General features: G+C 53.4%; 20 protein-coding genes. 13 read left to right on the top strand and 7 right to left on the bottom strand.

What is annotated here, in order from left to right; translation table 11 throughout:
- The first annotated feature begins 101 nt into the window (after positions 1–101).
- Together slyB and QRN24_RS02975 are read left to right on the top strand one after the other, a co-directional pair.
- Positions 102–569, top strand: coding sequence for an outer membrane lipoprotein SlyB (gene slyB / locus QRN24_RS02980; protein ID WP_014169789.1), 468 nt, complete (start codon positions 102–104; stop codon positions 567–569).
- A gap of 235 nt (positions 570–804) precedes the next feature.
- Positions 805–2,166, top strand: a complete 1,362-nt coding sequence (locus tag QRN24_RS02975; RefSeq protein WP_138278257.1) for a sensor domain-containing diguanylate cyclase — start codon at positions 805–807, stop codon at positions 2,164–2,166.
- Positions 2,167–2,201: 35 nt separating this feature from the next.
- Here QRN24_RS02975 and slyA read toward each other — a convergent pair whose 3' ends face one another.
- Entirely contained in the window at positions 2,202–2,642 is a 441-nt protein-coding gene (gene slyA / locus QRN24_RS02970) for a transcriptional regulator SlyA (protein WP_014169785.1), read from the bottom strand.
- 186 nt (positions 2,643–2,828) lie between these two features.
- Between slyA and QRN24_RS02965 the strand changes: the two genes are divergently transcribed.
- Genes QRN24_RS02965 through QRN24_RS02955 form a run of 3 tightly spaced genes read left to right on the top strand, consistent with a single transcriptional unit; the run spans position 2,829 to position 5,961 of the window.
- Positions 2,829–3,065 (top strand): DUF1656 domain-containing protein, encoded by a 237-nt coding sequence (locus QRN24_RS02965; protein ID WP_020884333.1) that lies wholly within the window; start codon positions 2,829–2,831, stop codon positions 3,063–3,065.
- A 2-nt stretch (positions 3,066–3,067) separates the two neighbouring features.
- Positions 3,068–3,928, top strand: coding sequence for an efflux RND transporter periplasmic adaptor subunit (locus tag QRN24_RS02960; protein WP_068794549.1), 861 nt, complete (start codon positions 3,068–3,070; stop codon positions 3,926–3,928).
- Positions 3,928–5,961 (top strand): FUSC family protein, encoded by a 2,034-nt coding sequence (locus QRN24_RS02955; RefSeq protein WP_284942319.1) that lies wholly within the window; start codon positions 3,928–3,930, stop codon positions 5,959–5,961. The genes QRN24_RS02960 and QRN24_RS02955 overlap by 1 nt, the downstream gene beginning before the upstream one ends.
- Here QRN24_RS02955 and sodC read toward each other — a convergent pair.
- From sodC to QRN24_RS02940, 3 genes are all read right to left on the bottom strand, one after another.
- The gene (sodC, locus tag QRN24_RS02950) at positions 5,940–6,458 is read right to left on the bottom strand and encodes a superoxide dismutase [Cu-Zn] SodC (RefSeq protein ID WP_020884336.1); all 519 of its coding nucleotides are present in this window, start codon (positions 6,456–6,458) and stop codon (positions 5,940–5,942) included. The genes QRN24_RS02955 and sodC overlap by 22 nt on opposite strands.
- Positions 6,459–6,537: 79 nt before the next feature.
- The gene (locus QRN24_RS02945; RefSeq protein ID WP_014169781.1) at positions 6,538–7,434 is read right to left on the bottom strand and encodes an aldo/keto reductase; all 897 of its coding nucleotides are present in this window, start codon (positions 7,432–7,434) and stop codon (positions 6,538–6,540) included.
- A gap of 48 nt (positions 7,435–7,482) precedes the next feature.
- Positions 7,483–7,722 (bottom strand): DUF1289 domain-containing protein, encoded by a 240-nt coding sequence (locus QRN24_RS02940; protein ID WP_020884337.1) that lies wholly within the window; start codon positions 7,720–7,722, stop codon positions 7,483–7,485.
- A 149-nt stretch (positions 7,723–7,871) separates the two neighbouring features.
- Here QRN24_RS02940 and eptA point away from each other — a divergent pair, with 149 nt between their 5' ends.
- The 5 genes from eptA to rnt all read left to right on the top strand — a co-directional run bounded on the left by eptA (position 7,872) and on the right by rnt (position 12,544).
- Positions 7,872–9,497, top strand: a complete 1,626-nt coding sequence (gene eptA / locus QRN24_RS02935) for a phosphoethanolamine transferase EptA (protein WP_032678018.1) — start codon at positions 7,872–7,874, stop codon at positions 9,495–9,497.
- A gap of 41 nt (positions 9,498–9,538) precedes the next feature.
- Positions 9,539–10,138, top strand: a complete 600-nt coding sequence (locus tag QRN24_RS02930) for a TetR/AcrR family transcriptional regulator (RefSeq protein ID WP_014169778.1) — start codon at positions 9,539–9,541, stop codon at positions 10,136–10,138.
- Positions 10,139–10,191: 53 nt separating this feature from the next.
- Positions 10,192–11,289, top strand: coding sequence for an alkene reductase (locus QRN24_RS02925; protein ID WP_020884339.1), 1,098 nt, complete (start codon positions 10,192–10,194; stop codon positions 11,287–11,289).
- A 100-nt stretch (positions 11,290–11,389) separates the two neighbouring features.
- Complete coding sequence (gene gloA / locus QRN24_RS02920) at positions 11,390–11,797, top strand: lactoylglutathione lyase (protein WP_020884340.1); 408 nt, start codon at positions 11,390–11,392, stop codon at positions 11,795–11,797.
- Between the two features lie 96 nt (positions 11,798–11,893).
- Entirely contained in the window at positions 11,894–12,544 is a 651-nt protein-coding gene (gene rnt, locus QRN24_RS02915) for a ribonuclease T (protein ID WP_014169774.1), read from the top strand.
- 45 nt (positions 12,545–12,589) lie between these two features.
- On the opposite strand, the gene grxD is transcribed toward rnt, so the two are convergent.
- Positions 12,590–12,937, bottom strand: a complete 348-nt coding sequence (gene grxD / locus QRN24_RS02910; protein ID WP_003832760.1) for a monothiol glutaredoxin 4 — start codon at positions 12,935–12,937, stop codon at positions 12,590–12,592.
- Between the two features lie 339 nt (positions 12,938–13,276).
- On the opposite strand from grxD, the gene QRN24_RS02905 reads away from it, so the two are divergent.
- Together QRN24_RS02905 and sodB are read left to right on the top strand one after the other, a co-directional pair.
- Positions 13,277–14,050, top strand: a complete 774-nt coding sequence (locus QRN24_RS02905; protein WP_284942318.1) for a C40 family peptidase — start codon at positions 13,277–13,279, stop codon at positions 14,048–14,050.
- Positions 14,051–14,172: 122 nt separating this feature from the next.
- Positions 14,173–14,754, top strand: a complete 582-nt coding sequence (gene sodB / locus QRN24_RS02900; protein ID WP_020884341.1) for a superoxide dismutase [Fe] — start codon at positions 14,173–14,175, stop codon at positions 14,752–14,754.
- A 38-nt stretch (positions 14,755–14,792) separates the two neighbouring features.
- On the opposite strand, the gene QRN24_RS02895 is transcribed toward sodB, so the two are convergent.
- Positions 14,793–15,959 carry an MFS transporter gene (locus QRN24_RS02895; protein ID WP_284942317.1) on the bottom strand — a complete coding sequence of 389 codons (1,167 nt, stop codon included), beginning with the start codon at positions 15,957–15,959 and terminating at the stop codon, positions 14,793–14,795.
- 163 nt (positions 15,960–16,122) lie between these two features.
- Complete coding sequence (gene cydH / locus QRN24_RS02890) at positions 16,123–16,212, bottom strand: cytochrome bd-I oxidase subunit CydH (RefSeq protein WP_032670423.1); 90 nt, start codon at positions 16,210–16,212, stop codon at positions 16,123–16,125.
- A 297-nt stretch (positions 16,213–16,509) separates the two neighbouring features.
- Here cydH and purR point away from each other — a divergent pair, with 297 nt between their 5' ends.
- Positions 16,510–17,535 (top strand): HTH-type transcriptional repressor PurR, encoded by a 1,026-nt coding sequence (gene purR / locus QRN24_RS02885; RefSeq protein WP_252068129.1) that lies wholly within the window; start codon positions 16,510–16,512, stop codon positions 17,533–17,535.
- Positions 17,536–17,543: the final 8 nt, after the last annotated feature.

The following is a 17,543-nucleotide window of genomic DNA, read 5'->3' as shown; positions in this document are numbered from 1 at the left end:
TTATTGTTAGTGCAAAGATATGAACTATGGCCCCTTATGCCATATAATTTAGCCATAACGGATGCCCGCTATCGGGCGTTTTTGGTGAACAGGAGATTCAAATGATTTTACGTGTACTGGGCGTTTCGCTGATCGGTTTAACCCTTGCAGGCTGTGTGAATGACAGTTCACTTTCTGGCGACGTGTACAGCGCTTCTGAAGCCAAACAGGTTCAGAGCGTCACTTACGGTACCGTTGTTAACGCACGTCCTGTACAAATTCAGGGTGGCGATGACAGCAACGTGATGGGCGCCATCGGCGGTGCTGTGCTGGGTGGCTTCCTCGGTAATACCGTAGGCGGTGGCACAGGTCGTTCGCTGGCCACAGCAGCAGGTGCCGTTGCGGGTGGTGTTGCAGGCCAGGGCGTTCAGGGTGCAATGAACAAAAGCCAGGGCGTAGAACTGGAAATCCGTAAAGATGACGGCAGCACCATCATGGTAGTACAGAAACAAGGTAATACCCGTTTCTCTGCCGGCCAGCGCGTTGTTCTGGCGAGCAACGGAAGCCAGGTCACCGTTTCTCCACGCTAATTCAAACTGGATGTGGTCATCAGACCACATCCATTTAACGAATCCGTTTAGCGAAGCCAGTAAACAAATCTATTTACATATAATATAATTATCAGCAATATATTTACGAAAAACATTCCCGCCATGAATCATTAAGCGCGGTATATCTTGTTCCTGCGCAAAGTATTTACCCTCCACGCCTGTTACTCTCTTTCTTACTTTACATTTTTTAATTTTATTATTCCGTCAAATCCCTATGCTTGCACTACAACGATATTTTAAGAACCCTTATATTACATTCTGTTTTGGATGCATCGTCGTCGTTGGAATATTACAAGGTCTCTTTGTAAAACTGGTCGAATTAGTCCCTTCATTCTCACCGCTGCTATTCCCGACACTAACCATATTTTTGCTGGTATTCCACCTGTTTATTGCCTGCTTCATGGTCATGAAATACTGGTGTGACAGACGGCGGTTGTACCTTATCGCCCTCGCCTCGGCCTTCGCCGGTTCGACGATGCTGATGGCCGGTACCCTGTCCAGCTTCCCATCATGGCTGGATCTCTATCAGTTCAATGTTGTCGACTATAACGACGCCATGATCTTCTTTATGTTCCGTCATATTCTTATGGCGGTGCTGATAATAGTCTCAGCCTTGCTCTATTCTATTCGGGATTATCCCCTTTCACGCCCCGCGCATATTGCCGTGGTTATCGGTACACTGCTGTTTACGGTTTCTATGGTCGCCCTGGCCTGGTTCTGCTCCAGCCACTCGGCACTGATAACGCTGGATCTGGTGGATAATGAAACCCGGCAATTTATGGTTCTCTGGAGCCAGGTCATAAATATCTTTTTGATTCTTCTCTGGGTTGTGGCATTAGCAACGTTAATGACGATTACCCGGGTGCGGAATCTTTTTTGGGTTGGCGGTAATTTCTTATGTGTCTGTTATGTCCTGACGCTCTCATTACTGTTAGCCGGCGGACATGCTGAGGACACGTCCTGGTATCACGCTCGCTTATTCGAAACCGTGGCGACGCTGATGATTATTTTTGTCCTGCTGTACGACGTCTTTAACCTGTATCGTGACTCGCACATGAAGTATCAGCAGTCTTATCAGAACTCGATCCGCGACCCGCTGACGCGCCTCTACAACCGCAGTTATTTTTACGACGCCTTAAATCAGGCACTCAGCATCAGCAAAGCCAACCACCCTGTGTCGGTTATCGTCAGCGATCTCGACCGTTTTAAGCGCATCAACGACTGCTACGGCCATCTGCAGGGAGACAAAGTATTGCAGTTTGTCGCCAACCTGCTGATGGATTCCGTCCGCCCGCAGGACATCGCGGCACGTATTGGCGGGGAAGAATTTGTCCTGATGCTGACCAATACTTCGTCGGAAGCAGCGTACCAGGTGGCTGAACGCATACGGCTAAAGCTGAGCAGTTTTGATAAGGTCAGCAGCGGGGGTCAGTTACCTGAATCCATCACGATTAGCATGGGGGTGTTTACCGCCACCTCTCCGACGACGACCGCTGAAGCGTGCGTGGAGAATGCTGACAAGGCGATGTATGAAGCGAAAGAGACCGGGCGTAACCGTGTCGTTGTATCGAGGTAAAAAAGGCCTTGCAGCAGCAAGGCCTTGTGATGGTGTCAGTCGCGTGACTGCAGCTCATGGATGTTCTGCTCGAGGCGTCCAATGAGGCTGATGAGCAGTTCAAGCTCTGCGGGTGAAACCCCGGAAAGGATTTCGCCGCGCGTTTTGGTGATAACGGCTTCCATTTCAGTAATGATAGGGGCCGCTTTCTCAGTGAGCTTAATCCGCTTAGCGCGACGATCGCTGGCGCAGGTTTGCCGGGAGATGAGTCCTTTCTCTTCCAGTTGGTCAAGCGTACGTACCAGTGACGGTTGCTCAATGCCGATCGCTTTTGCCAGTTGAATTTGTGACTGGTCGGGTGGCAGCTGATGAATGTTATGCAGCGTGACCCAGTGCGTCTGTGTCAATTCCAGAGGTTTCAGGCGATGGTCAATCAGAGCACGCCAGACGCGTACCAACCTTGCCAGATCAGAACCTAATGGCGATTCCAATTTCATCTCCTTATAATTAGCTTGCTAAGTTATTATACTGATTTTAGAATAGTGTGCAGCATTTGTATTGGCAAAACAAATGCAATACTGCATTCATCGAACTTAAAAGGATGACTTACACTGAATTGTGATGTTCCATCAGATTAAGACTCGCCCTCGCGGCATTTTGTTCACTGCAAAGGATCTCTGCCCGTGACGTTTTTTCAAAGCTCCGTGGGACTCCCCCTTCAGGACCTGATTTTCGGTGCGTCAGTCTACTTTCCGCCCTTGTTTAAGGCCGTCCTGGTCGGCTTTATGATTTGGCTCATAGCCCATCGCCTGCTTCGCGACTGGATGTACTCCGGCGAGATTTGGCACCCCATGTTAATGGACCTCTCCCTGTTTGCCCTTTCCGTATGTCTGGGCCTTGCTGTCTTGATTGTGTGGTGAATATGCCCCTGAAAACGCTGAAGTACTTTTCCACGCTGATTGTTCTTGCCCTGGCCCTGGTTGCCGGGTGGTGGCTCTGGAATTTTTATATGCAGTCACCCTGGACACGTGACGGCAAAGTGCGGGCTGAGCAGGTCAGCATTACCCCACAGGTGTCGGGCAGCATTACGACGCTTGTCGTGAAAGATAACCAGTACGTTAAAAAGGGTGACGTGTTATTCCGTATCGACGACACCCCCTATCATATTGCGATCCTTAACGCCCAGGCACAGCTGGCGAAGGCCCAGTCTGATTTAGCAAAAGCCAATAACGAAGCCAATCGCCGCCGGCATTTGTCGCGCAACTATATTTCCGCAGAAGATTTAGATACTGCCAATATCAACGTTAAGGCCATGCAGGCGAGCGTGAACGTCGCGGAGGCTACGCTCAAACAGGCGCAGTGGGAGCTGACACAAACCGTTATTACCGCGCCAGTCGATGGATGGATCACCAACCTGTCAGCCCGCGTGGGGAATTATGCCACCGCCGGGCAACCCGTTTTCGCCCTTGTCGACAGCCACTCGTTCTATGTGGTGGGTTATTTTGAAGAGACCAAGCTTCGCCATATTCGCGAAGGGTCTCCCGCTACCCTTACGCTTTACAGCGGCTCGCAGCGGTTACAGGGTCACGTCTCCAGTATTGGCCGCGCCATTTACGATCAGAGTGTTGAAATGGATTCAGGCCTGGTACCGGACATTAAACCGAACGTGCCGTGGGTGCGTCTGGCCCAGCGCGTACCGGTTCGTGTGGAGTTTGACCATTTACCGCAGGGCATAACGCTGGTCTCCGGCACAACCTGCACCGTCGCCATCGGGACCCGTTGATGAACCTGCAGGCCTTCACCTGGCGAAATACGCCGTGGATGAAAGCGACACGTCCGCAGTGGCGCTATGCGCTGCGTAATGGCATTGCGATGTGTCTGGCGCTGACTGTCGCCTATTACCTCAACCTTGATCAGCCCTACTGGGCAATGACCTCTGCCGCGGTGGTGAGTTTCCCCACCGTCGGCGGGGTGATCAGCAAAAGTCTTGGACGTATTGCCGGCAGCCTGTTGGGTGCCACCGCAGCGTTAATCATTGCAGGTCATACGCTGAACGATCCGTGGCTTTTTTTGTTGAGCATGGCGATATGGCTGGGCTTTTGTACCTGGGCCTGCGCGCACTTTACGAATAACGTTGCCTATGCCTTCCAGCTGGCCGGCTATACCGCCGCCATTATCGCCTTTCCGGTGGTGAATGTGCTCGATACCACCGAGCTGTGGGACATCGCACAGGCGCGCGTCTGTGAAGTGATTGTCGGTATTCTGAGCGGCGGTTTCATGATGATGATACTGCCGAGCACCTCCGATGGCACCGCGCTTATTACTGCCCTGAAGACCATGCATACCCGTTTACTGGAGCACGCAAGTCTGCTCTGGCAACCGGATACCAACGACGACATCCGTCTTGCGCACGAAAAGGTGATCGGCCAGATCCTGACCATGAATCTGTTACGCATTCAGGCCTTCTGGAGCCACTATCGCTTTCGTCGTCAGAACACCCTGCTGAACTATCTGTTGCATCAGCAGTTGCGTATGACCAGTTCAATCTCCAGCCTGCGCCGGATGCTGCTCAACTGGCCCACGCCCCCTGCACATACGCGCGCCGTGATTGAAACGCTGCTCGCGGCGCTTGCACGCCCGGATGCCGACATCTACACCGTCGCGAAGATTATCGCCCCGCTCGCGCCGGTTGATGAGTACGATTACCGTCACCGCGCCTTCTGGCAGCGTCTCAACTATTTTTGCCGGTTGTATCTGCGCAGCAGCCGCTGGATTAACGCCGTGGAAAATGCCACCCCGGTCACCGAGTTCGCTGTCCCCGGTAGCCCGGCGCTGGCACGACACACAGACTCGATGGAGGCACTGTGGAGCGGTTTTCGTACCTTTTGCGCGCTCACGCTGGTTGGCGCGTGGAGTATCACCACCCAGTGGGAGTCAGGCCCTGCGGCCCTGACGCTTGCTGCTATCAGCTGCGTGCTGTACTCCGTCGCCGCGTCACCGTTCAACTCCCTCACGCTGCTGCTGCGCACCCTGGTGCTGCTCTCGCTGTTTAGTTTTGCCGTGAAGTTTGGGTTGATGGTGCAGATAAGCGACCTGTGGCAGTTCCTTCTGTTCCTGTTCCCGCTGTTAACCACCATGCAGCTGCTGAAGCTGCAAATGCCCAAACTCGCGGGGCTGTGGGGACAGCTGATTGTATTTATGGGCTCGTTTATCTCCGTCACTAACCCGCCGGTTTATGACTACGCCGATTTTCTCAATGACAATCTGGCGAAGATCCTTGGCGTTGGGCTGGCATGGCTGGCATTTGCGGTGTTACGTCCGGGTTCAGATGCGCGCAAGAGTCGCCGGCATATCCGCGAGTTACGCAGAGGTTTTGTCGACCAGTTGAGTCGAAAACCGCATTTACGTGAAAGTGAGTATGAATCGCTGGTCTATCACTATGTCAGCCAGCTCAATAACAGCCAGGACTCCCTTTCGCGCCGCTGGCTGTTGCGCTGGGGCGTGGTGCTGTTGAACTGCTCTCACGTGGTCTGGCAACTTAGGGCATGGGAAACACGGTCCGACCCGCTGTCGCAGGTTCGTGATGTCTGCATCACCCTGCTACGCGATGTCATGAGCGAACGCGGTGTCCAGCAGCGTCCACTGGAAACCACGCTTGCTGAACTTCAGCGAATTTGCGATACCCTTGCGCACCATCACTCGCCTGCAGCACGAGATTTAGCCTCGATAATCTGGCGCCTGCACTGCTCGCTGTCGCAGCTGGAACAGGCACCGGCTCCGGGTACAATTGGGGATCACATCACCCCGCAGGCATAGCGAGCCCCGCCACCGCCAAGCGGTTTTGGCTGATCGGACATATTGTCGCCGCCGACATGGATCATCAGCGCCTTGCCTTTCACTTCATCCAGCTTTTTCAGCCGCGGCGCGACGACGGGATCCGTGGCTTTTCCGTCGTTATTCACCACCAGCACCGGCAAATCGCCCAGATGTCCCATACCGTCAGGACCTTCATGCTTACCGGTATGTTGTGGGTCGAGGTGGCCGCCTGCCGCCTCCGCAGCCGAGGCTTTTCCCTCTTTTAAGGCGGGCTGACAGCTACCGTTGGCATGGACATGGAAACCATGTTCGCCAGGAGGAAGGGCTTTGAGATTGGGCGCGAATTCCAGTCCCTTGTCGGTTTCAGTGATTTTCACCGTGCCGATGGACTGACCTACACCCTGAGAGGTGACGAGATTCATTTCCACTTCATCACTGGCCGCCTGCGCACCTGCACAGACCACCAGCGTGACGAGAGCCAGAGTAAAACGCTTCATATGACCTCCACGGGTTGTTTTTTGCCACTTAAGTTTATACCAGGGGCAAAGATTTCACCGGAAAGTCACGTTTTACCGGTTACGGTACGTCGTAACCCAGCGCCGCTTTGCGGATGCGGAACCACTGCTGACGGGTCATCTGCAACTCTTCCGCGGCGATGGCGGCGCGTACGCGTTCAATTTTGCCCGAGCCAATGATTGGCAGTGGTTTTGACGGCAGACGCAGGATCCACGCGTACACCACCTGTTCGATGCTCCCGGCATTCAGTTCGCGGGCAATGGTCTCAAGCTCAGTGCGCAGCGGCTGGAATTCATCATCATTAAACAGACGTCCGCCGCCCAGACACGACCACGCCATCGGTCGGATACGCAATTGCTGAAGCTGATCGAGCGTGCCATCCAGCAGCAGCGGCTGATGAACCGGAGAAATTTCAACCTGGTTGGTGGCCAGGGTAAACGGCAGACGAGACTGCAGCAGCGCAAACTGTGCAGGGGTAAAGTTTGATACACCGAAATGACGCACTTTGCCGCTTTGATGCAGATTCAGAAACGCTTCGGCCACCTCATCGGCATCCATCAACGGATCGGGGCGGTGGATCAGCAACAGATCGATATGATCGGTCGCCAGGTTAACCAGCGACTGTTCGGCGCTCTTAATGATGTGCGCGCTGTCGGTAATGTAATGGCCGAGAGCATGTTCCGGTTTTGCCGTCGTGGCAATCCCGCATTTGGTGACGATCTCCATGCGTTCGCGTAACGCAGGAACCAGTTTGAGTGCCTCGCCGAACGCGGCTTCACACTGATAGCCACCGTAAATATCAGCGTGATCGACCGTGGTGATCCCTAAGTCGAGATGCTCTTCAATAAAGCTTGCCAGCTGGAGGGGGGACATATTCCAGTCCATAAGGCGCCAGTAGCCCATCACAAAGCGGGAGAATTCTGGCCCCTGGGGGGCAAGGGTAATTCGCTGAACCATAACATTTTCCTCAAGGACGTGATGTCATGAGTATACGCAATTACCGTGTTAAAACAGTGAAGGTTGCTGGGGTTCTTCGGTGTCACCGGCTTTGTTTGCGCGTATTTTGCGCAGAAGTCGCTGCCGACAGAGACGGAGCACCTCCTGTTTCTGCGTGTCGCTGAAGTGTTGCCAGTTAAAACGCTCATCGCGCGTGCGCATGCAGCCACGGCAATATCCGCGTTCATCCACCTGACAAATACCCCGGCACGGGCTCTGGATGGGGAAAAACTCCAGTTGCTCTGCCACACTCACCTCCCGATAACGACTATCACCTACAGTGAAGACGCTAAACGTCCCACGTGCAAGGGCTTTACCACAGTTTTGTGGCATTAAGGTTTCACTAATCTTCGTTCTCTATACTCGCCCCATCATTAAAATTGCAGGTTTTCTGATCGATGTGGCTAATCAAAAAGTTACAATGTAACGATATAAAATTTACTCTGGGCTGTGCACTTTTCTTTACCGTATTAAACGCGCTGTTTATTCAGCGTAGCTGGGCAATTATCGCGCCCGCGCATATCCATGACGTCCTCTTTGCCGCGTCCGTTCCATTGGTGCTGTTTTGCGGCTGGGTCATTGTTTTTAGTCTGCTTAATATCCCGTTTATCCGTAAGCCGCTGCTGATTGTCTTGACCGTCGGATGCGCCGCCGCGACTTACTTTATGTATACCTACGGCGCGGTTATCGATCAGAACATGATTGTTAACGTGTTCGAAACCAACTCTCAGGAAGCCACTGCCCTGGTGACGCCGCAGATGATCCTGTGGATTGTCGTTGCCGGTCTTGTTCCGTCCGTGGTGCTGGCCATGATCCGCATTCGCACCGGGAAATGGTGGTACGCCCTGCTGACCCGTTTTGCCGCAATGCTCGGCGCCCTGCTGGTTATCATCCTCATCGCCGCCCTGTTTTATAAAGACTACGCGTCGCTGTTTCGCAATAACAAAAGCATCGTCAAAATGGTGACCCCCGCTAACTATGTCAGCGCGATGGTCAAATACAGCAAAATGCGCTGGTTTGCAGGCGATCAAACGCTGGTCCGAATCGGTGAAGATGCCCATAAAGGGCCGCTGATTGCAGGCCAACAAAAGAAAACCGTTCTGGTGCTGGTCATCGGCGAAGCGTCACGCGCCGCGAACTACTCCTTGAATGGCTACGGGCGTGAAACAAACCCCGAGCTGAAAAAGCAGGATGTGATTAACTTCCCGCAGGCCTCCTCCTGCGGCACCGAAACGGCCGTTTCCGTGCCCTGCATGTTCTCCGGTATGACGCGCAGTAAATACGATGCCGACCTGGCCCATCACCAGGAAGGGTTGCTGGACGTGCTCGCCCATGCGGGGATCAATATGCTGTGGCGTGACAATGATGGCGGTTGTAAAGGCGCCTGCGATCGCGTTCCCCATACCGACATGACCCAGTGGAAACTCGATCAGTTCTGCAAAGACAACTCCTGCATTGACGATGTGAACTTCACCCGTCTGGACAATGTTCTGGATGGCCTGAAGCAGGACTCCGTACTGGTCATCCACCTGATGGGCAGCCACGGCCCGGCATACTATCGCCGTTATCCGGATAATTTCCGCAAATTTACGCCAACCTGCGATACCAATGAAATTCAGGATTGCGATCACCATGCGCTAATGAATACCTATGACAACACCATCCTGTATACCGACAGCATGGTCAGTAAAACCATCGATGCCCTGAAAGCGCGTCAGGCGAGCATGAATACCGCCCTGATTTACCTTTCGGATCACGGGGAGTCGCTGGGCGAAAGCGGGATTTATCTGCACGGCACGCCGTATCTGCTGGCACCAGAGCAACAAACGCACATTCCGTTTATGTTCTGGTTATCACCAGACTATGCGAAAAATTTCGGCGTCAACGCGCAGTGTTTACGTGACCATGCAGCAAAAAATGCGGTTTCGCAGGACAATTTGTTCTCTACCGTATTGGGTATGATGGACATTAAATCAAAGGTTTATCAACAACAGCTGGATATTCTGAACGCATGTCGCCACTGAACACGCTTGCAATAGACCGAACGGTCTATTAGAGTGCGGCCATGAGCAGAAATACAGAACACGATACCCGAGAACATTTACTGGCGACCGGCGAGCGACTTTGCATGCATCGCGGGTTCACCGGTATGGGGTTGAGCGAGTTATTAAAAACCGCTGAGGTACCGAAGGGGTCGTTTTATCACTACTTCCGGTCCAAAGAGGCGTTTGGCGTGGCAATGCTGGAGCGGCACTATGCCAGCTACCATCAGCGCCTGGCAGCGCACTTTGCCACGGGCGAAGGTAATTATCGCGATCGTGTTCTGCACTTCTATCAGGAAACGCTGAACCAGTTCTGTCAGCAGGGCATCATCAGCGGTTGCCTGACGGTAAAACTTTCTGCCGAAGTGTGCGATCTTTCAGAAGATATGCGCACAGCAATGGATAAAGGGGCACGCGGGGTTATCGCCCTCATGGCACAGGCGCTGGAGAAAGGCCGCGATGAAAAAACGCTGACTTTTCCCGGCGAACCTTTAACCCAGGCGCAGGTTTTATACGCCCTCTGGTTAGGCGCGAACCTGCAGGCCAAGATTTCTCGCAGTGCGGTGCCGCTTGAAAGCGCACTGGCACATGTAAAAAGCAGCATTACTACGCCTCGCGTATAGCAGGCGTTTTTATTTACGTAATTACTAGACGACTGGTCTACTCAGGAGCCTTTATGTCCGCTGAAAAATTATTTACCCCCTTGAAAGTGGGTGCCGTTACCGCGCCAAACCGTGTGTTTATGGCCCCGCTTACCCGTCTGCGCAGCATTGAGCCGGGTGATATCCCTACCCCGTTGATGGGTGAATATTACCGTCAGCGCGCAAGCTCTGGCCTGATCATCACCGAGGCCACTCAGATTTCTGCTCAGGCTAAGGGTTACGCTGGCGCACCAGGTCTGCACAGCCCGGAACAGATTGCCGCGTGGAAAAAAATCACGGCTGGCGTTCACGCTGAAGAGGGTCGTATTGCCGTCCAGCTGTGGCATACCGGTCGTATCTCTCACAGCAGCATCCAGCCTGGCGGTCAGGCACCGGTTTCCGCCTCTGCCCTGAGCGCGAACACCCGCACCTCGCTGCGTGATGAAAACGGCAATGCGATCCGCGTTGATACGTCTATGCCGCGCGCTCTTGAACTGGACGAGATCCCGGGGATTGTTAACGATTTCCGCCAGGCCGTGGCGAATGCGCGTGAAGCCGGCTTCGACCTGGTTGAACTGCACTCCGCGCATGGCTATCTGCTGCACCAGTTCTTGTCACCGTCCTCTAACCATCGTACCGACCAGTACGGCGGCAGCGTTGAAAACCGTGCGCGCCTGGTGCTGGAAGTGGTGGATGCCGTATGTCAAGAGTGGAGCCCGGATCGCATTGGTATCCGCGTGTCCCCGATTGGTTCTTTCCAGAACGTTGATAACGGCCCGGACGAAGAAGCGGATGCCCTTTATCTGATTGAAGAGCTGGCAAAACGGGGTATCGCGTATCTGCATATGTCCGAGCCAGACTGGGCCGGTGGTCAGCCTTACACTGAAGCCTTCCGTCAGAAAGTACGCGAACGCTTCCACGGTGTGATCATCGGTGCAGGGGCATATACCCCTGAGAAAGCTGAAGATCTGATTAGCAAAGGTTTGATCGACGCCGTTGCATTTGGTCGCGATTTTATCGCTAACCCTGATCTGGTCGCCCGTCTGCAGCAGAAAGCCGCGCTGAACCCTCAGCGTCCGGAAAGCTTCTACGGCGGCGGCGCTGAAGGTTATACCGACTACCCTACCCTGTAATCTCTTCATTGCTCATTGATAGCGGCGACCTTTCGCCGCTATACTAAAACATCGTTTCTGTTCAAATAGATATTCTATTCCATTGGTTAATGAGGAAATTATGCGCCTACTTCACACCATGCTGCGCGTTGGCGATCTGCAACGTTCTGTCGATTTCTACACTAACGTACTGGGTATGAAACTGCTGCGCACCAGCGAAAACCCGGAATATAAATACTCGCTGGCGTTTGTGGGTTACGGCCCGGAAACGGACGAAGCGGTCATCGAACTGACCTACAACTGGGGCGTGGACAGCTATGAGCTGGGCACCGCTTATGGTCATATCGCGCTGGAAGTGGACAACGCAGCCGAAGCCTGTGAACGTATTCGCAGCAACGGCGGTAACGTGACGCGCGAAGCTGGCCCGGTCAAAGGCGGCACCACCGTGATCGCGTTTGTTGAAGATCCGGACGGCTACAAAATCGAACTGATTGAAGCCAAAGACGCTGGTCGCGGTCTGGGCAACTGATCCCGCAGGGCGCAACATGCGCCCGTACTTTTACTGCATCCCCATCCAAAATTTGCCATAATGCGCACTGCTTTTTTCCCCATGTAAGAGACCCTGATGTCCGATAACGCTCAATTTAGCGGTCTGTGCGACCGTTTTCGTGGTTTTTATCCTGTTGTGATCGATGTTGAAACAGCCGGATTTAACGCTAAAACCGATGCGCTGCTTGAAATTGCCGCCATCACGCTGAAGATGGATGAACAGGGATGGCTTACACCGGACACCACGCTGCATTTCCACGTTGAACCGTTTGAAGGGGCCAACTTACAGCCCGAAGCGCTGGCCTTTAACGGCATCGATCCGCATAACCCGCTGCGTGGTGCGGTAAGTGAATATGACGCGCTGCACGCCATTTTTAAAATGGTGCGTAAAGGCATGAAAGAGAGCAACTGCAGCCGCGCCATTATGGTGGCGCATAACGCCACGTTCGATCACACCTTTACCATGGCCGCCGCCGAGCGCGCGTCGCTCAAGCGTAACCCTTTCCACCCGTTTGTGACCTTCGATACCGCGGCACTGAGCGGTCTGGCGTTGGGACAAACGGTATTATCAAAGGCCTGTATTACGGCAGGCATTGAGTTTGACGGTACGCAGGCGCATTCCGCACTTTATGACACCGAGCGGACGGCGGAGCTGTTTTGCGAAATTGTGAACCGCTGGAAGCGTCTGGGCGGCTGGCCACTGCCGATGGGTGACAGTGAAGAATAAAAAAAAGCGACCTCATGAGGTCGCTTTTTTGTCTTCGCAGATAACTTACTCCGCGTCTGGCTCTTCCGTTTTGTACTTCGCAGCCGTTTCTTTGATCAGCTGCTGCAGTTCGCCGCGCTGATACATTTCGATCAGGATATCGCAACCGCCGACCAGCTCACCGTCTACCCACAGCTGTGGGAACGTCGGCCAGTTAGCGTATTTAGGCAGCTCAGCGCGGATGTCCGGGTTCTGCAGGATATCAACGTAAGCAAAACGCTCACCACAGGCAGACAGCGCCTGAACCGCTTGCGCGGAGAAGCCACAGCTTGGCAGCTTCGGAGAACCTTTCATATACAGCAGAATCGGGTTTTCAGCGATCTGGCGCTGGATTTTTTCAATAGTGGTGCTCATGTCTTGCTTCCTTTAACTTCTGTTACGGCATTCGTCTGTCATTGTAGCGGTTCAGACTGCCATCGGAAAATAACATTTTTGTCACGTCTTTCTTATTTTACCGCGAGTGATGAAAAGTTGCATTGCAAATGGTGTTTAACCCTGCGGCACTCAGGGTTTTGTTTAGGGAGTGAACAATAGTGCGACAGATTGATGAATTTTTTTGCACTTGCTAACGAAACAGGATTGTAGATTGAAAAATGCTATTAACTTATCGGGTTTTTATAGATTAGAATCGACGGGCTTTGTAAATCATTCGCGGGTATTATTGATGACCTGCATTTATCAGGGGACTGCCCAGTGGCGCGGATAAATAAAATCTCGATCACGCTCTGTGCTTTACTGTTTACAACACTCACTTTCACGCCAGTGGCGAACGCCTCTCAACAGGCGCGGCACTCTGTTGTACAAAAAACGCATCTGGCCAAAACCACAGACCGTAAGAAAAAAACCACCAGCAAGAACGACAAGAAAAAGACCACCACCCAGACTAAAAAGACCACCTCCAGCAAGACGAAAACAAAACCTTCCCGCACTGCCCACGCAACCAAAAGTAAAGCCTCGCAAACTGCAGCTAATCTCGTGACGGAAAAATGCATCCCCCGCAAAGGTCATAAAGCGAAATGCACGAAGGTCACGAAAATAGCGGAAGTGCATAAGGTTCGCGTGCAGAAAGCGCAAAAAACGGCGTTGAATAAACTGATGGGGCAGATCGGCAAACCCTATCGCTGGGGCGGCAGCTCACCGCGTACCGGTTTCGACTGCAGCGGCCTCGTCTATTACGCCTACAAAGATCTGGTGAAGTTCCGAATTCCACGTACCGCCAATGAGATGTATCACCTGCGCGACGCGTCACCGGTCAACCGCGGTGAACTGGAGAATGGCGATCTCGTCTTCTTCCGCACTCAGGGGCGCGGCACGGCTGACCACGTTGGCGTATATGTAGGCAACGGGAAATTTATCCAGTCCCCACGTAGCGGCCAGGACATCCAGATAACCTCTCTCAGTGAAGACTACTGGGTACGTCACTATGTCGGCGCACGCCGCGTGATGACGCCAAAAACCATTCGCTAACCCCTGCCCTGCCACAGCCGTGGCAGGGTAAGTTCCTCTTTTGCATACCCTTTCAATTTGCTATTCTGTCCCTGTTGTCTGTGTGGTTATTGGCAACATAAAAAACAATAAGGAGAGAAGCAATGTCGTTCGAATTACCTGCACTACCATATGCAAAAGACGCCCTGGCCCCGCACATTTCTGCGGAAACCCTGGAGTATCACTACGGCAAACATCACCAGACGTACGTCACCAATCTGAACAACCTGATCAAGGGCACCGATTTTGAAGGCAAAACGCTGGAAGAGATCGTCCGCAGTTCAGAGGGCGGTGTCTTTAACAATGCCGCTCAGGTGTGGAATCACACCTTCTACTGGCACTGTCTGGCACCGAATGCAGGCGGCGAACCTACGGGTGAACTGGCTGGCGCGATTAACGCGGCATTTGGCAGCTTTGCTGATTTTAAAGCGAAGTTTACGGATGCTGCAGTCAAGAACTTCGGTTCTGGCTGGACGTGGCTGGTGAAAGACGCGGATGGCAAACTGGCTATCGTTTCCACCTCGAACGCGGGTACGCCACTGACCACCAGCGCAACGCCGCTGATGACCGTGGACGTCTGGGAACACGCTTACTATATTGATTACCGTAACGCGCGTCCGAACTACCTGGAGCACTTCTGGGCACTGGTTAACTGGGCGTTTGTGGCGAAGAACTTCGCCGCGTAAGAGACACGCAGAAGGGGTTGCCCTTCTGCGTTTTTTCATTATTCAGCAGCGCACGCTGCTTCCGGCTGTTTACGGCCAGACATCATCACTAATAGCAGGCCGAGCGCGGCAATTATCGCCCCCATCACCGGCACAAAGCTGTATCCCAGGCCACCAGAAATGACGGCACCACCGGCAGCGGCACCGAGCGCATTGCCAAGGTTAAACGCGCCAATATTGACCGACGACGAGAGACCCGGTGCCTCATGGGCAACGCGCATCACGCGCATCTGCAGCGGCGGAACCACGGCAAAGGTCGCAGCCCCCCAGACAACCATCGCCATCGCCGCCCCGGCTTCATTACGCGCCAGCCACGGAATGGCGATCATGATGACAATCAGCAGCGTTAAAAAGCCTTTCAGCGTCCCGCTCACGGAACGATCGGCGAATTTCCCGCCGAGATAGTTGCCTATAGAGAACCCGACACCAATCAGCACCAGCATCGCGGTCACAAAGAGAGGCGTCGCGTGGGTGATATCGTGCAACACCGGTGAAATATAGGTGTACAGGGTAAACATGGCGCCCGCCCCCAGTACGGTGGTCAACAGCGCGGAGAGCACCTGCGGGCGCATCAGTACCGACAGCTCTTTGCGGACGTCAGGACGTTCACCAGCGCTGCCTTTCGGCAAGGAGAAGTACAACGCCACCATGGCGATAACACCCAGCACGGCCGTCGCCAGGAACGACATGCGCCAGCCGATCGCCTCACCCAGCCAGGTTGCGGCAGGTACACCGCCAATGTTGGCAATCGTCAGACCCATAAACATGGTTGCCACGGCACTCGCCTGCTTGTGTTTTGGCACTACGCTTGCGGCCACAACCGATCCCAGCCCAAAGAACGCGCCGTGGTTAAGACTGGTCAGAATGCGGGACAACATCAGGGTGGTGTAATCCGGAGCAATCGCGGAGAGCACGTTGCCCAGCGTAAATATCGCCATCAGGAAAATCAGCGCATTGCGGCGCGCGCGGTGTGAAAGCAGAAGCGTCATGAGTGGTGCCCCCACCATCACGCCAATGGCATAGGCGCTGATGAGCATCCCGGCCGCCGGGATAGAAACATCCACGCCCCGGGCGATAACAGGCAGTAACCCCATCGGGGAGAATTCAGTGGTGCCAATCCCAAAAGCGCCAATCGCCAGGGCAAGCAGGGGAAAATTGATTTTCATGCGTCAACTCCGGATGCCGTGTCATGTCGTGACACAGAACAAAGAAGCCGAAAGCATGACATCAATCACAAAAAATGAGAAGTTAACAAATTGGCAAAAGATTTTTGCCGCAGGCGTAACAATCAGGAAAACTGAGAGGGAGAGAGCTCTCCCTCCGTGTAAATCAGTGCAATGCAGCCGTCAGACCCGCCGCAACAATCAGAGCCAGTACAATAACGGTGGTCACCAGCGAAAACTTCAGATCGTAGCTCATCAATTTTTCTCCTTTTAATCTCCCCACGAAAAGTGAGCCTGCTCATTTTTACACAGTTTAGTTCAAAAATCTTCCTGGATTTAAACTGATAACCACTTTAGCTCTTCCCCTTTTCATCAAGATAGGACAAAATTCCACGCTAAATTTATTAGCGTACCGGCCATTGACCCCCTCCTGACGTCCTGTGTCGTTTTCCCGGCGTGCCGCAATTCAAGATTGCGTGATAAGGGTGAGAGAAGGCAAACGTTTACCTTCAAGTTTTTCAGGAGTTTGGGATATGGTCTGGAGTGACATTTAATGGCAACAATTAAAGACGTAGCAAAACGCGCAAACGTTTCCACTACAACCGTATCACATGTAATTAACAAAACCCGCTTTGTGGCGGAAGAGACGCGCAACGCCGTCTGGGCGGCAATCAAAGAATTACACTATTCACCGAGTGCGGTGGCGCGCAGCCTCAAAGTTAATCACACCAAATCCATTGGTTTGCTGGCAACCAGCAGTGAAGCGGCCTATTTTGCCGAGATCATTGAAGCGGTCGAGAAAAACTGCTTCCAGAAAGGCTATACCCTGATTCTGGGCAACGCGTGGAACAGCATTGAAAAACAGCGCGCTTATCTCTCCATGATGGCGCAAAAGCGTGTTGATGGCCTGCTAGTGATGTGTTCAGAGTATCCGGAGTCCGTGCTTACCATGCTGGAAGAGTACCGCCATATTCCTATGGTGGTCATGGACTGGGGCGAAGCACGTGCAGACTTCACCGACTCCGTCATCGATAACGCGTTTGAAGGCGGCTATATGGCAGGCCGTTATCTGATTGAACGCGGTCACCGTGAGATTGGTGTGATCCCGGGTCCACTGGAGCGCAACACCGGAGCCGGGCGTCTGGCCGGGTTTATGAAAGCAATGGAAGAGGCGCTGATTACCGTGCCGGAAAACTGGATCGTGCAGGGTGACTTTGAACCGGAATCCGGTTACCGCGCAATGCAGCAGATTGTCTCACAGTCGCATCGCCCGACAGCCGTTTTCTGTGGCGGTGACATTATGGCGATGGGAGCTCTCTGTGCCGCCGATGAACTGGGTCTGCGCGTGCCGCAGGACATTTCCGTGATCGGGTATGACAACGTGCGCAACGCGCGCTTCTTTACCCCGGCGCTGACCACCATCCACCAGCCAAAAGACTCGCTGGGTGAAACGGCCTTCAATATGCTGATGGACAGGATCGTCAACAAGCGTGAAGAGTCTCAGTCCATTGAAGTTCACCCGCGTCTTATCGAACGCCGTTCCGTTGCGGATGGTCCGTTCCGCGACTATCGTCGTTAATCTTTTAC

It is taken from the genome of Enterobacter sp. MEB024 (genome assembly GCF_030209635.1).
In the GTDB taxonomy this organism is placed as follows: Bacteria; Pseudomonadota; Gammaproteobacteria; order Enterobacterales; family Enterobacteriaceae; genus Enterobacter; species Enterobacter ludwigii.
This window is presented reverse-complemented; position numbering and strand designations above follow the sequence as displayed.